The 12,061-nt window shown below is 57.0% G+C and carries 21 protein-coding genes; 19 read left to right on the plus strand and 2 right to left on the minus strand.

Annotated elements, in window-relative coordinates; all coding sequences use genetic code 11:
- The first annotated feature begins 140 nt into the window (after nucleotides 1–140).
- The 16 genes from EB809_RS19265 to EB809_RS19340 all read left to right on the plus strand — a co-directional run bounded on the left by EB809_RS19265 (nucleotide 141) and on the right by EB809_RS19340 (nucleotide 7,559).
- Nucleotides 141–545, plus strand: a complete 405-nt coding sequence (locus EB809_RS19265; protein WP_123636480.1) for a hypothetical protein — start codon at nucleotides 141–143, stop codon at nucleotides 543–545.
- An 85-nt stretch (nucleotides 546–630) separates the two neighbouring features.
- Nucleotides 631–1,317 (plus strand): hypothetical protein, encoded by a 687-nt coding sequence (locus EB809_RS19270; protein ID WP_123636481.1) that lies wholly within the window; start codon nucleotides 631–633, stop codon nucleotides 1,315–1,317.
- 152 nt (nucleotides 1,318–1,469) lie between these two features.
- Nucleotides 1,470–1,712: a type II toxin-antitoxin system Phd/YefM family antitoxin gene (locus EB809_RS19275; RefSeq protein ID WP_123636482.1), complete on the plus strand. Its 243-nt coding sequence runs from the start codon at nucleotides 1,470–1,472 to the stop codon at nucleotides 1,710–1,712.
- A complete protein-coding gene (locus tag EB809_RS19280; protein ID WP_123636483.1) occupies nucleotides 1,709–1,972 on the plus strand; it encodes a Txe/YoeB family addiction module toxin in 264 nt (87 codons plus the stop codon). The genes EB809_RS19275 and EB809_RS19280 overlap by 4 nt, the downstream gene beginning before the upstream one ends.
- 109 nt (nucleotides 1,973–2,081) lie before the next feature.
- Nucleotides 2,082–2,420: a DUF2750 domain-containing protein gene (locus EB809_RS19285; protein WP_123636484.1), complete on the plus strand. Its 339-nt coding sequence runs from the start codon at nucleotides 2,082–2,084 to the stop codon at nucleotides 2,418–2,420.
- A 7-nt stretch (nucleotides 2,421–2,427) separates the two neighbouring features.
- On the plus strand, nucleotides 2,428–2,826 hold the full coding sequence (locus tag EB809_RS19290; RefSeq protein ID WP_123636485.1) for a hypothetical protein: 399 nt from the start codon (nucleotides 2,428–2,430) through the stop codon (nucleotides 2,824–2,826).
- A gap of 86 nt (nucleotides 2,827–2,912) precedes the next feature.
- Complete coding sequence (locus EB809_RS19295) at nucleotides 2,913–3,305, plus strand: hypothetical protein (protein ID WP_123636486.1); 393 nt, start codon at nucleotides 2,913–2,915, stop codon at nucleotides 3,303–3,305.
- Nucleotides 3,306–3,335: 30 nt separating this feature from the next.
- Entirely contained in the window at nucleotides 3,336–3,623 is a 288-nt protein-coding gene (locus EB809_RS19300; protein ID WP_123636487.1) for a hypothetical protein, read from the plus strand.
- 188 nt (nucleotides 3,624–3,811) lie between these two features.
- Nucleotides 3,812–4,189, plus strand: coding sequence for a nuclear transport factor 2 family protein (locus tag EB809_RS19305; protein WP_123636488.1), 378 nt, complete (start codon nucleotides 3,812–3,814; stop codon nucleotides 4,187–4,189).
- A gap of 66 nt (nucleotides 4,190–4,255) precedes the next feature.
- Nucleotides 4,256–4,588 carry a YnfA family protein gene (locus EB809_RS19310; protein WP_123636518.1) on the plus strand — a complete coding sequence of 111 codons (333 nt, stop codon included), beginning with the start codon at nucleotides 4,256–4,258 and terminating at the stop codon, nucleotides 4,586–4,588.
- Nucleotides 4,589–4,614: 26 nt separating this feature from the next.
- Nucleotides 4,615–5,031 carry a hypothetical protein gene (locus tag EB809_RS19315; protein WP_123636489.1) on the plus strand — a complete coding sequence of 139 codons (417 nt, stop codon included), beginning with the start codon at nucleotides 4,615–4,617 and terminating at the stop codon, nucleotides 5,029–5,031.
- Nucleotides 5,025–5,402: a hypothetical protein gene (locus tag EB809_RS19320; RefSeq protein WP_223808047.1), complete on the plus strand. Its 378-nt coding sequence runs from the start codon at nucleotides 5,025–5,027 to the stop codon at nucleotides 5,400–5,402. Before EB809_RS19315 ends, EB809_RS19320 begins: the two co-directional genes overlap by 7 nt.
- A gap of 66 nt (nucleotides 5,403–5,468) precedes the next feature.
- Nucleotides 5,469–5,699: a DUF6429 family protein gene (locus EB809_RS19325; protein WP_123636490.1), complete on the plus strand. Its 231-nt coding sequence runs from the start codon at nucleotides 5,469–5,471 to the stop codon at nucleotides 5,697–5,699.
- Between the two features lie 118 nt (nucleotides 5,700–5,817).
- Nucleotides 5,818–6,342, plus strand: coding sequence for a DUF6933 domain-containing protein (locus EB809_RS19330; RefSeq protein ID WP_123636491.1), 525 nt, complete (start codon nucleotides 5,818–5,820; stop codon nucleotides 6,340–6,342).
- Nucleotides 6,343–6,617: 275 nt separating this feature from the next.
- A complete protein-coding gene (locus EB809_RS19335; RefSeq protein ID WP_123636492.1) occupies nucleotides 6,618–7,109 on the plus strand; it encodes a pyridoxamine 5'-phosphate oxidase family protein in 492 nt (163 codons plus the stop codon).
- Between the two features lie 51 nt (nucleotides 7,110–7,160).
- On the plus strand, nucleotides 7,161–7,559 hold the full coding sequence (locus EB809_RS19340) for a GFA family protein (protein WP_123636493.1): 399 nt from the start codon (nucleotides 7,161–7,163) through the stop codon (nucleotides 7,557–7,559).
- A 25-nt stretch (nucleotides 7,560–7,584) separates the two neighbouring features.
- On the opposite strand, the gene EB809_RS19345 is transcribed toward EB809_RS19340, so the two are convergent.
- Nucleotides 7,585–8,568, minus strand: a complete 984-nt coding sequence (locus EB809_RS19345) for a zinc-dependent alcohol dehydrogenase family protein (RefSeq protein ID WP_123636494.1) — start codon at nucleotides 8,566–8,568, stop codon at nucleotides 7,585–7,587.
- A 145-nt stretch (nucleotides 8,569–8,713) separates the two neighbouring features.
- Here EB809_RS19345 and EB809_RS19350 point away from each other — a divergent pair, with 145 nt between their 5' ends.
- Nucleotides 8,714–8,938 carry a hypothetical protein gene (locus EB809_RS19350; RefSeq protein WP_123636495.1) on the plus strand — a complete coding sequence of 75 codons (225 nt, stop codon included), beginning with the start codon at nucleotides 8,714–8,716 and terminating at the stop codon, nucleotides 8,936–8,938.
- On the opposite strand, the gene EB809_RS19355 is transcribed toward EB809_RS19350, so the two are convergent.
- Entirely contained in the window at nucleotides 8,935–9,375 is a 441-nt protein-coding gene (locus EB809_RS19355) for an RrF2 family transcriptional regulator (RefSeq protein WP_123636496.1), read from the minus strand. The two genes, EB809_RS19350 and EB809_RS19355, sit on opposite strands and share 4 nt — an antisense overlap.
- A gap of 157 nt (nucleotides 9,376–9,532) precedes the next feature.
- Between EB809_RS19355 and hmpA the strand changes: the two genes are divergently transcribed.
- Nucleotides 9,533–10,756: an NO-inducible flavohemoprotein gene (gene hmpA / locus EB809_RS19360; RefSeq protein WP_123636497.1), complete on the plus strand. Its 1,224-nt coding sequence runs from the start codon at nucleotides 9,533–9,535 to the stop codon at nucleotides 10,754–10,756.
- 255 nt (nucleotides 10,757–11,011) lie between these two features.
- Nucleotides 11,012–12,031 carry a branched-chain amino acid aminotransferase gene (locus tag EB809_RS19365; RefSeq protein WP_123636498.1) on the plus strand — a complete coding sequence of 340 codons (1,020 nt, stop codon included), beginning with the start codon at nucleotides 11,012–11,014 and terminating at the stop codon, nucleotides 12,029–12,031.
- Nucleotides 12,032–12,061 lie beyond the last annotated feature (30 nt).

Here is a 12,061-nt window from a genome sequence, read left to right on the forward strand (position 1 = left end):
TATGGATTGCCGGAGTTGGCAGTACGGTAACGGGTTGAATCAAATCACTGAATCGCCGTGGTACGTGATCCGTATGCCCGGTGATGTGGGAGGAGGGGCATCGTGAGGTGCCTCCCTATCCCGATTAAGGCTAATCGAGAATGAACATCGAAAATATAAAAAATCCGAAAGTTGTTAATTTCTCTGAGGCCGACGAGTACCAAGGTATGCCAGAGATAGTTGAGGTTTCCTACGATCTATGGACCTTACGGATTACATTACGATTTGAAGAAGTCGATCACCCGGTTTATGTAGAGTTTGATGATATAAAAGGTTTTAGGGTTCTCGATGAAGGTGATTTAAACGAATTTTGGGCGCCTGAAGTAAGAGTAGAAGGTTGGCTTTGGAGCATAATGTCAGGTGGCTGGTATGATCTGGAATGTATTCGCCCTGGCTTTGTTACGGGAGTTACTGGTGGATATGAAGAGTACTTAATGTTAGGTATTAATGACTGCGTGAGTGTAATTTCATATGAAAAGCCTACTATCAGAGCTCCCAAGCCTTAACAAGCGTAGGCATACGACAGTCAAACCGCTGGCGCGTTTTGCCTGCGCATGCTACGGGCGTTAGCCAGAACCGAGGTAAAGGTTTTTGAAAATCGCTCTTGCAATGATCATATCCGCAATTGCCTTGGTTGCGTTTTTATCGTATCTGACCGATCGAGTTACGGACGATGAGAGGTTTGCTCACTTCGAAGAGGCATGTCGAACTGCACAGGAACAAGTCTTTTCGAAGGTACTTTCTAACAGCATTGCTTTGGAGTATTACCCCGTTTCGGGTGTAAACGAACAAGATTACTATCCAACAAAATTGGCTTCTGAGCTATTAAGCGAGCCGGAAAGGTTTCAAACCGTACAGCTTCTATTCAGCAGCGATGATTTGAGCTCCTCAAGACCGCGGACCAATTTGCTTTGCGAGGGAAGCTTTATAATCTCTGCGACCAATAAAGATCAGCTCAAGCTAGGGCTGTGCGGCATGGTTGGAGGAAAAGAACATTATCGGCAACGTCAAAGCAAAACCAATGTGTCTGATGTCGTTATCCGCTATCGGTATGGACCTCGTAATAAATACGATGTGAGGAAATTTATTTTCCTTATTGAAGACTATAAAAATGGTGAGCTTTTGGCGCTACAGAGCAGTTACCAACTCCTATTGGGCCAAATGGCAGAGAAAGAAAATCGGGTTTGGCTTGGCTGGGGCGCTGCAGAAGGGGCTCGCAATTGTCAGCTCAGCCCTCCGAAAAATTTTGTGCTGTCTGTTGTGGCACCCAATGGCTAACAAGGCCAGGCACGGCGACGCCTACTGCATTGCGGCTTCGCCTTCATTCCGCAGTCGCGCATGCTGGCTGGCGTTATGCAAAACGTTCGTCTTGACGTACGTACCTATAGGCGTACACTTTGATTAAAAGTTAAACACGCAAGAGGTGCGTCATGACCGGAATCACAGCAACTGAGGCGCGCAGCAACCTTTATCGGTTGATTGATGAAACTGCGGAGTCCCACCAACCGATCATCATCACGGGTAAGCGGAACAAAGCTGTTCTGGTATCCGAAGAAGACTGGTCTGCTATTCAGGAAACACTATACCTGCTCTCAGTACCAGGTATGCGGGAGTCTATTCGTGAGGGGATGGATACCCCCGTGGACGAATGCGATAAGGAGCTGGACTGGTGACATGGAAGTTGGTTTACACCAAGCAAGCCCAGAAAGATGCAAAGAAGTTGGCCTCCAGTGGCCTAAAACCAAAAGCCCAGGAACTCTTAGCGCTGATAGCGGATGATCCATACCGCAAGCCGCCTCCGTTTGAGAAGCTCATTGGTGATCTTGCGGGAGCCTATTCACGCCGAATCAATATTCAGCACCGTCTGGTTTACCAAGTGCTAGAGGACGAGCAAGTGATAAAAGTCCTCAGGCTCTGGAGCCACTATGAATAATGCATAACCAACCGCTGTTGCCGGACAATTTTTCCACCGCTTCGCGGCTCCAAAATTGCCTCAAAGCTTCGCGTTGCGTTTCGTCGTCGACAATGCATCGAGTATTTGAATGAATGTAGAAGTCATCGGTGATCGCGAATTTATCGCCTCCGTTCAGGAGCAAGATGGTGTTTGGGTGCTCATGGCTGGCCAATCACTTTATGCCTTACCAACAGAGGGCGGCAGGGCTCTTCCTGTTTGGTCGTCAGCAGAAAAAGCAGAAGTGTTTTCCGAGAAGTTGGGCCAAAAAGGGCTGTCATCGATGTTTGTCCCGATGAGCAATTTCCTGGGTACTGCCTGGTTGGGTTCGCCAAGCTTACAAATCATCGATGTTTTGGCTTCGCCCCGCTACGGCCAAGATTCTCTCACTTACACCGCCGACGAACTCAGTGCCAGACTCAAAACGTAACAGGTGGGTGAAGCTGACCGTGGACTTCCCCCAGCGCGGTAGCGCCTCCAAATTGGTCGATTCGCATGGTGTTAAATGTAAGGAAATGATGAACAACATTCCTCGCTTCAAAAAGGTAGAGGTCTTGGTATTGGGTGTTGTTCTGCCCGTGGTGCTGATTGGTCACACGATGCTGCTTCTGTCGAACGCTGAAGCAGTTTTCTGGGGGCGTGGTTCGAACGCTGTTTATCACGGCTCCGGTGCTTATCTGGTCTCACTGTTGTGGTTTGGTGTGGCGGGCCTGCTTATCGGGCACTTTTGTCTTCGAACATACCAGATATTTTCACCGGCAAATCACAGGATGCTCATGTGGGTGTCGGCCATCCTGGTGCTGGTGGGCTTGGTCTCAGCTATTGTGCTGGTCTAGACACATAACAAGGGCCGTGGACTTCCCCTGGGGCTTCGTGTGAAGCGATACCAAACGCCCGTTGATGACAACAAAGGAGCAAAGGAATGCTGGACGTCATCTTCTTCGTCGTGTTCTTGATCGTTGCCGTTCGAATCGCACTGTCTGTCCGTCGGGAATCATCGATTTTTGACGAATTCCAAAGTCCCAAGAGCCTTGCCTGGTTCGTTCTTTTGTTGCCTCTCGCTCCGCTCGTGCTCGTTCTCCTTCCTTATCAAACCGGCTGGCTACCGGCGGCTATTCTGGCCATCGTTTGCTGTTTACCGGCTTTGTTGGCGTCTCGCCGATGTATTGCGGTGTTTGAAACGTCGGGAACATCCCGGAGCGATGCGGCGATCAAGTCTGCACATACCGCCTTCGGTGCGTCACTTGCGGGTCTGATTTACGTGGCTCTTTCCGTGGTCCTGATCGTCTATGTGAGTGGCCTTGGTCAGTCTTGATTGCCTTTGCCAGGTGCGGTATTCCCGATTATGCCCAAATTTCAGGTTCTTCTACGAGGCGAAAATTTTCCCATCAATTGGGAATACGGCACCCGGCTCACGGGGTTCTACACGACGCGTTACGTTCGGGCTAATAGCGTCGACGAGGCGGAGCAAAAAGCGCTCGATCTGGTGCGCCATGACCCGGACTTGCTGTCGATGCTCAGTCCAAACCGCGAAGCCGACCCCCAGGTTTATCTCGAACAAATTGCCCAAGCGCCCTGGTGGAAAAAACGGGGAGGCAGCGGCTATACCTTCTACCCGATGGAAGAGGCGTAAGCTTGAGTGGTGGGCTGGCGTGAGCAATTGAATGCTTAGGCCTTTATCTCAGCTCTGAAAAATAATCCCCAAAGACTCGTTGTCATCACCCCACTTCTGGTATACACGTGAAACGGGTGCCGGAGTTTTGTAGCATTCACCTGAATCCAGACGTCCAAACCGCCCCCCACAGGAAGTGGAGTCCACCTATGCAGCCAAAAGACATCGTGGCGCAGTTTATCGCCGATATTCAGGCCCAGCGTTTCGATGAGGCGAAGGCCCTGCTTGTTGAACAGGGGTTCGAGTATGTCGGGCCGAACATGCACTTGCTCAGCCGCGATGACATGCTGGCCTATCAGTTCGGCATGGCGGCCATCCAGAAAGATCTGATCGTGCGCCAGCTCAGTGCTGACGATGATCACGTCTTCGCGATCCTGGATTACCAGACCTACTTCGAGCCCATCGGGGATGTGCGACTGGCGGTCTGGTTCCGCGTCCGGGACGATAAAATCCAGACCGTTGAAACCTTCTACAACGCCGCGGTGGTCGAGAACATGCTGGGCGGCAATCTTCCTTCGGCCGAGTAAAGGCATCGGTTTTCCAGGCGGTCCTGAGCGCTCCGGGCTGATTCGAACGACGATAGGTCAATGCTTTTGCCTGTGTTCAAAACACTCTTTCTCTTCCTGGTCACCGCCCTCGCGGAAATCATAGGCTGTTATCTGCCGTACCTGTGGCTGCGCGAGGGGAAGAGCGCCTGGCTGCTGGTGCCGGGCGCGTTGAGTCTGGCGGCTTTTGCGTGGCTGTTGTCGCTTCATCCGACCGCGGCCGGTCGGGTGTATGCGGCGTACGGGGGCGTCTACATCTTTGTCGCCATCCTGTGGCTCTGGGCGGTGGATGGCATCCGGCCCACGGTGTGGGATCTGGTGGGTTCCGCCGTGGCCCTGGCCGGTATGGCTATCATCCTGTTTGCGCCCCGGGGCTCCTGATGATGTGTTCCGGTCAGAGTAAACCCGTGGAAGCGGTTATTCAGGAAGAAACCACCGGCTGCGGGATAGCGGCCTGTGCCGCATTGGCCGGCGTCAACTACGCCGAAGCGAAACGTGTTGCAGCGGCTCTGGGCATTCACGCGTCAGACCGGTCATTGTGGTCTGATACGGCGTCTGTGCGGCGGCTGTTGGATGCGTTCGGGATGGCTGCTGCGCCGGGCGAAACGCCGTTTGAGTCCTGGGAGGCGCTGCCGGATCGGGCCCTGTTGGCCATCAAATGGCATCTTGAGAGCGGTAAGCCATTTTGGCATTGGGTGGTGTTTGCCAGGGACGGTGGCCAGGCGGTAGTCCTGGATTCGCAGATGGGCCTGAAGTCGAGCGTCCGGCGTGACTTCGGGCGTATTAAGCCCCGGTGGTTTATTGAGGTCGTGGGGGCATGGTGAAAGCAAGGGCGTTGGAGCCGGTTCTTTCCCCTGATGAGCCGGTAGAAATCATTCATCTTGAGTTTGATGTGGACGTTCTGGTTGTCACCGTATCGATCGATAATGAACGGATTGATGTGGAATTTGATGCCCCTGTAGGATTTCGGGCCCTGGATGAAGGAGACTTGCTTGAGTTTTGGCCTGAGTGCTCGACCTTCAATGGCTGGTTGTTCCAGGTTCAAGGTGGCGGCTGGTTTGCTCAGGAGTCCATGCGCGGAGGCTTTTTGAGTTCCGGCAATCGCGATGTGAAAGAGTACTTCATCATTGGGTTGAACTACTGTGTCAGCGTGTTGGGCTGGCACGATCCGGACGTTAATGCGAGTACCCGCTAAAGATGTCATCCTGACTGCGCTGAGGATTCCGCCGCTCTTATGCCACCAAGGTAATCGAGGTGTGAGATGGAGATTGATGAAGAAAAGATTGATGAGGTTGTCCTCGCCCTATTTCATCTGACGCTGCATAACGGAGATCGGGCTTGGAAGTCGTTTGATTGGGATGTGACGAACCGGCTTCATGAGAAAGGTTATATCGACGACCCAGTAAACAAGGCGAAATCGGTGCAATTAACTGAAGAGGGCCTGAAAGAATCTGAGCGTCTTTTCCACAAGCTTTTTACCAAGGCTGGATAGATCCCCGCCGAGGTTGTTGATCACTCGATATGGTGACATGTCCTGACTCTGTCGGATCTTCTGGTTTGTGGCTTTATATCTATCGGCGGCATGATGACTAATCAGGAGCGTGCGAAGCATGCAGCTTATCAAATGCACCGGCAAACTTCGCAAAGAGATGGGGGTCGCCGATGGCGATTTGCATCTGGACGAGATTGCGGGTGACGGACTCGGTCCATGGCACGCCAACCTTCTCTATATCAGCGGTCGCAAGTGCGTTTTATGCGCCAACGATAAAACATTGATCCACTTTATCGTGCCAGATGTTCGCAGAGCCGAGGTTCGGCAATTTCAGGCGATGTTTTTGCAAGGTCTGGAAACCTTGCTTTTGCTGCTTGGGGTGGCAGATGCTCAGCGGGCTTCAATCCTCCCGGAATACGCTGACGTTCACATTGGAAAATCCAACAGCCGGTCCGTTTTGGGTTCCATGAACGACCTTGCCTTTCAATATGAGTTCCTGATTCGGAGGGCGGGTGGTCTATATGCCGCCGACGTTCCCGGGATTATCTACGAGCTCAATCAAATGCCTATGCGCTGCAAAAACCTGCAGTCTGCGATCATTCCTCGTCAGGCTTTCAGTCGATATTGTGAGACGGCAGGGTAGGTTGAGCTGATGTAGGCCGCTCAACCAGTTACGGCCTGGTTCAGGCACAACGCAGGTAATTCTTAATGTAGCCGACGCTTTAGCTTCGGAGCAGGCGGTAGCTTGCCAGATTGTGTCGGGGGACTACGTCCCCTCCGAAGCTAAAGCGTCGGCTACACGTACGAACAGCTTCAAACTGCGGAGCATCTAACAGGCAATGGCGTGTGTACGTGCTTCAATAACAACACACAGGCTGGAAAGCCTCGAATTTGCCTGCTTAACCCAAGGAACAGGGAATGGATCTGGAAAGGAATTGGACTGCGATTCTGAACGTGCTGGGTCATGCCCGGCGCGCCAACCGTTTTTTCTCGATTGCCACCGTCGATGCAGACGGCAATCCTCACGTCACGCCGATCGGCCATGTCTTCTTCCGGGACGATATGACCGGTTACTACTTCGATGCCTACTCAAAAGTGATGCCCAGAAATTTCGAGCACAACCGAAGGGTGTGCCTGATGGGCGTAAACAGCAGTACGGGGTTCTGGCTGAAATCGCTGATGAAGGGACAGTTCAGCTCGGCGCCCGCCGTGCGTCTGTTCGGCGAGGTAAGCGACGCGCGGGAAGCGACGGGTGAGGAGTTGGCTCGCCTGCAACAGGCCACCCGCATCACCCGCAGACTCAAGGGGCATCGTTTGTTGTGGCGTGACTTGAACCGGGTCAGGGACATCCGTTTCGACGGGTTCTCGCCGGCCAGCTACCCCGTGATGTGTGACGGCCTCTGGCAATGAGTTGTGACGGCCGAATGCCTTCTTTTTAAACTTCGACAAGGAGAAACGTCGATGATCCATAAAGGCAGCTGCCTCTGCGGCGGTGTGGCTTATGAAATCCACGGCGAACTGACGGATGTACTGAACTGCCATTGCTCCATGTGCCGTAAACTGCACGCCTCGGCGTTTCGCACGCGGGCGAAGGTGAATGCGGCGGACTGGACGACGTTGACCGGCGCGGAGTTGATCACGTTCTTTGAATCGTCGCCTGGCGAGCACAAGGGATTCTGCTCGCGCTGCGGTTCCAGCCTGTATACGCGCTTTGATGAGCATCCCGACATTTACGGCTTCCCGCTGGGAACGCTGGACACGGACCCGGGCGTCAAAGCGGAGCGCCATGTGTTCGTGGGGAGCAAAGCGCCGTGGTTCGACATTACCGACGATTTGCCGCAAGCCGCTGAATACGATTGAGGCCGAACGGGTCGGCTGAGGCCCATCACAGCGTCAGGACGGCGGAGCCATTGAAGCGCCCGGCTCGCAAATCATCCAGTGCCTCGTTCGCCCGCTCCAGGGGGTAGGTGTGGACGGTGGTCTCCACCGGAATCCGGGCTGCCAGGGGCAGGAAGGCTTCGCCGTCGCGCCGGGTCAGGTTGGCGATGGAACAGAGTTCCCGCTCGCCCCAGAGCAGGTCGTAAGGGAACGACGGGATGTCGGACATGTGGATGCCGGCGCAGACGACGCGACCGCCCTTGCGCACGGTGTGCAAAGCGTCGGGCACCAGCTCGCCCGCCGGGGCGAAGATGATGGCGCCGTCCAGAAGGTGTGGGGGCGTCATGGAGGCATCCCCGACCCAGGTCGCACCGAGGGACAGGGCGAAGGATTTTGCCTCGGTATCCCCCGGCCGGGTGAAGGCGTAGACGGCCTGGCCGGCATGGCGGGCCACCTGGATCAGGATGTGGGCCGCCGAGCCAAAGCCGTACAGGCCGATGTGCCAGGCATCGCTGATTCGCCGGTAGGCGCGGTAGCCGATCAGGCCGGCGCAGAGCAACGGCGCGGCCTGTTGGTCACTGAAGCCGTCGGGAATCGGGAAGCAGTAACTGGCATCGGCGACGGTGTATTCGGCGAAGCCGCCGTTGATCTGGTAACCGGTGTAGCGGGCATTGTCGCAGAGGTTTTCCCGGTCGCTCTGGCAATAATCGCAGTGACCGCAACTGCCGCCCAGCCAGGGCACGCCGATACGCTGGCCCACTTCGAAGCCGCGTACGTTGCGGCCGGTTTTGGAAACGATGCCGACGATCTGGTGTCCGGGAATCAGCGGCAGCGCCGGCTCGGTCAGGTCGGCATCCACCACGTGGAGGTCGGTCCGGCAGATGCCGCAGGCCGTCACGCGGATCTGCACCTGATGGTCGTCGGGTTCCGGGATCGGAACGTCCTCAAGGCGGAGGGGTTGGCGTTGCTGATGGAGGACCATGGCACGCATGGGTGGCGCTTCCTGCAGGCTGAAGGTGAGTCATCAGCCTAACGCCGGTGGGCGATGGGGATATTGCCCCGGATCAATCTGACGGCCGGTTGCCCGATGGCGGTCGATTTTTCATACTTGGGTTTCCAACCGCGAGGGCAGGCCCATGGAATATCAGGACGAATGTGATTTTATCCCCGATGTGCGCGATGGGCTGAACCGCGTGGAACGGCTGATTCTCTACGTGCTCAGCGAGACCCAGAAGGAACTGGGCGGGCGCAATGTGCCCACGGCCATGCTCTATGGCCGGGTGGTCGAGCACATCAATATGAGTGAAGCCGAGCTGCACGTGTTTCTTGATCGGCTCGGCGTCAAAGGCAGTACCTTCTAGCTCGCCGCCTGCTTCGCCAGCAGCCCCCGCAATTCCTGCCGGTTTTCCACCACATCCGACAGCACGTACCGGTCCAGCACGTCGATAAACGCCTGTAGCGCTTCCCCCAGCACGCCTTTGAGGGCGCAGCCGGGTTCGATGGGGCAGGTGGAATTCGGCCCGAAGCATTCCAGTAGCCGCAGGTTCTCTGTCTTGCGGACCACTTCTCCGATGTTGATCTCGTTGGGCGCCCGGGTGAGTTCCAGTCCGCCGCCCCGGCCTCGCTGACTCTTCAGGTAACCCAGCTGCACCAGGGTACGGGCCACCTTGGCCACGTGGTTGGCGGAAATCCCGTAATGCAGCGCGACATCCTGCACGGTGGCCGGCTCGGCATCCGTACGCACCGCCATGTAGATGAGCAGGCGTAGGGAGTAATCAGTATGCGCGGTGAGTTGCATGCCTATTGACCTTTCATAATTTGGTAAATAATATGCCTATTTAAAGAGGTAAGTAAAATACCACTTTAAGCGCCGCGTCCGAATCGCGATCGCTTTGGTGTCCTTGAAACTTGTGTCCTTGAAACCGCGTGCTTTTGATCCAAAAAGGAGATCGGCCATGCTCAGCCCCGCCACCATCGATGTCATCAAACAGACCGTGCCTGTCCTGCAGGAACACGGCGAAACCCTGACCCGCCATTTCTACCAGCGGATGTTCACCCACAACCCGGAGGTGAAGGCGTTCTTCAATCCGGCCCACCAACAGGCCGGCACCCAGCAGCGGGCCCTGGCCGGGGCAATCTGCGCCTACGCCCAGCACATCGACAACCCGGCGGCCCTGGCCGGTGCGGTGGAACTGATCGCCCAGAAACACGCGTCCCTGGGGATCAAGGCGGAGCACTATCCGATCGTGGGTGAGAGCCTGCTGGCGTCCATCCGCGAGGTATTGGGTGAGGCGGCCACTGACGACATCATCAACGCCTGGGGCGAAGCCTATGGCGTGCTGGCGGATCTCTTCATCCAGCGCGAAGGCCAGATTTATCAGCAGCAGGAAGACACCTACGGCTGGGAAGGCTTCAAGCCGTTCCTGGTGGAGAAGCGTGAGCGGTGCAGCGACAACATCGAGTCCTTCTACCTGTGCCCGGCGGACGGCAGCAAGCTGGCGATGCACCAGCCCGGCCAGTACCTCACTGTGCGGATTCCGCTGGCGGACGGCACGACCACCATGCGCAACTACAGCGTTTCCAACATGCCGGGTGAGCCCTGGTTCCGCATCAGCGTCAAACGCGAAACGGGTGATGGCGCAGGCCTGCCGGACGGTGTGGTGTCCAGCTACCTGCACGACAAACTGCGCACCGGTGACAGCATCGAGGTGGCACCGCCGGCCGGCGAGTTCACCCTGGAACTGCCGCAGGAAGCCGACAAGCCGCTGGTCTTCGTGGCCGGTGGCGTGGGCATCACCCCGCTGATGTCCATGCTGCAGGTGGCGCTGGACGAATCCCCGGCCCAGCGGCCGATCGTCTTTATCCAGGCGGCCCTGAACGGCGCGGTCCAGCCCTTTGCGACCGAGCTTGAGGCGCTGGAGAAGCGGTATGACAACCTCACCCTGCACGTGCGTTTCAGCGAGCCGCAGGCCGGTGAGCGGGTGGCCGGCCGCTGCGACAGTGAGGGCTTTGTGGATAACACCCTGCTGGATGAACTGGTGGGTGGTGAAAAGGCGGTCTGGTACTTCTGCGGTCCGACGCCGATGCTCCAGCATATGCGCCAGCTGCTGAAGCAACGTGGCGTGGCGGACGAAGATCAGCACTTCGAGTTCTTCGGCCCGGCCAAAGCCCTCGACTGAGGGGCGAACCGGACACGTCTCCCTCCCAAGCCGGGCCGCTGCGATCCCGCGGCTGCCCGGCCTCCTGTCCCGATGCGGTACAGTTTCCTGTTTTTTGACGAAAAGATCATTTCCCAAATCAACTGTACCGGTCCCGATTTTGAATCTGTCTCTGTGCGGTTTGCGCTGCAGGTGGTATTTTGAACAGTTCCCCCGGCCCGTCTTGTAACCCGCCGGGTGGGTCTCGCCACGCCACCGTTTTATGAGGACAGATTGATGGAAGAGGTTGCTCCCGAAACCGCAACAGCCAAGACCGCCGCACCGTTCGGCACCGCGTTCACCAGCCAGATGACCCTGGCGCGTTACAGCGACGGTCAGTGGCAGGGCGTGGAAACCGTACCGGTGGGCCCGTTGCCCCTGCATCCGGCATCGCACGTGCTGCATTACGGGAGTACCTGTTTCGAAGGCCTGAAGGCGTATCGCATGCCGGACGGCGAAATCAAGATTTTCCGTCTCGACCAGCACATTGCCCGCTTCCAGCGCAGTGCTGCCTTGCTGTGCCTGCCACAGCCGCCGGCGGACATGATGGAAGCCATGATCCGCGAGGTGGTGGCCCTGGGACACGGCGATATTCCCGATGCGCCGGGTGCGCTGTACCTGCGCCCGACGCTGATCGGCACCGAGGAGAACATCGGCGCGGCCGGTGCGCCGTCGGCGGAAGCGATGGTGTACGTGCTGGCCTCACCGGTGGGGGAATACTTCGCTGGCGGCCGGGGCCTGAACATCCTGATCGAGGATCAGGAAATGCGCAGCACGCCGGGCTTCGGCCAGGCCAAGACCGGCGGTAATTACGCCTCGGCCCTGCGCCACGTGATGCGTGCGAAGAAGGAATTCAGTGCCGACCAGGTCCTGTTCTGCCCCAACGGCGACGTCCAGGAAACCGGCGCCTCCAACTTCTTCCTGATCGACGACAACCGGCTGCTCACCAAGCCGCTGGATCCGTCCTTCCTGCACGGCATCACCCGGGACTCGGTGATCACCCTGGCGCGGGACCTGGGCTACGAGGTCATCGAGCGCGACTTCACCGTGGATGAGATCAAGGACTGGATCCGCACCGGCGAGGCGGCCCTGTCCGGCACCGCGGCGGTACTCTCCGGCGTTGGCGCCTTTATCCACGGCGGTGAGCGCTATCAGGTGGGCGACGGTGGCGTCGGTCCCAACACCCGCAAGCTGAGCGAAGCCCTGCGTGCGCTGCAATCCGGTCGCACCCCGGATCGTTTCGGCTGGCTCAGCTAAAAGTCGCATAACCCGCTGGCGCGGGCGTCC

The sequence above is a fragment of the Marinobacter sp. R17 genome (assembly GCF_003789045.1).
GTDB lineage: Bacteria > Pseudomonadota > Gammaproteobacteria > Pseudomonadales > Oleiphilaceae > Marinobacter_A > Marinobacter_A mangrovi.